The sequence below is a fragment of the Aeromonas intestinalis genome, from assembly GCF_054052485.1.
In genome coordinates this window covers 1-954 of sequence record NZ_JBSTYK010000035.1, presented here as the reverse complement: position 1 = coordinate 954, position 954 = coordinate 1, and the positions used below count along the sequence as shown (strand labels likewise).

Sequence of the window (954 nt, the reverse complement as noted above, 5' to 3'; positions counted from 1 at the left end):
GGCGTTTACCACGGTGTGATTCATGACTGGGGTGAAGTCGTAACAAGGTAACCCTAGGGGAACCTGGGGTTGGATCACCTCCTTACCTTAATGATGACGAAGTTGTTGAGTGTTCACACAGATTGCCTTGATTCAAGTTTAGAGACAGTACACGAAGTGGGTCTGTAGCTCAGGTGGTTAGAGCGCACCCCTGATAAGGGTGAGGTCGGTGGTTCGAGTCCACTCAGACCCACCACTTCGATTACGGGGCTATAGCTCAGCTGGGAGAGCGCCTGCTTTGCACGCAGGAGGTCTGCGGTTCGATCCCGCATAGCTCCACCATAATCCGTACTGAATTTGCGAGAAGCAAAAGCCATGAGTTGAACAGTGTGTTCAATCTATGTCTTTGACTTCTTTACGAAGTTTGCTCTTTAACAATCTGGAAAGCTGATTTAAAAAGTAGTTCTCAAACATTTGTTACAAGTGCTTTGGAAACTTCTTGGCGAAAACCAAATTTTATTTGGTCCTTGTTGTACAGCAACAAGTCGCGTCGTTTCGACGACACTTCTTGGGGTTGTATGGTTAAGTGACTAAGCGTACATGGTGGATGCCTTGGCAGTCAGAGGCGATGAAGGACGTACTAACCTGCGATAAGCTGTGAGAAGTCGGTAAGAGACGCTATTACTCACAGATTTCCGAATGGGGAAACCCACCCAGCATAAGCTGGGTATCCGTTAGTGAATACATAGCTAACGGAGGCGAACCGGGAGAACTGAAACATCTAAGTACCCCGAGGAAAAGAAATCAACCGAGATTCCCTCAGTAGCGGCGAGCGAACGGGGATTAGCCCTTAAGCATCTTGGAAGTTAGTGGAACGGTCCTGGAAAGGCCGGCGATACAGGGTGATAGCCCCGTACACGAAAACAACCTTGATGTGAAATCGAGTAGGGCGGGACACGTGACATCCTGTCTGAA

2 tRNA genes and 2 rRNA genes are annotated in these 954 nt (G+C 48.5%); all 4 read left to right on the top strand.

The features are described 5' to 3' along the window. Positions 1-85, top strand: a 16S ribosomal RNA gene (locus ACW5W7_RS21275); the annotation flags it as partial. Between the two features lie 73 nt (positions 86-158). After that, positions 159-235, top strand: a tRNA-Ile gene (locus ACW5W7_RS21270). Positions 236-245: 10 nt separating this feature from the next. Continuing rightward, positions 246-321 (top strand) — tRNA-Ala (locus tag ACW5W7_RS21265). A gap of 238 nt (positions 322-559) precedes the next feature. Next, positions 560-954 (top strand): 23S ribosomal RNA (locus ACW5W7_RS21260); the annotation flags it as partial.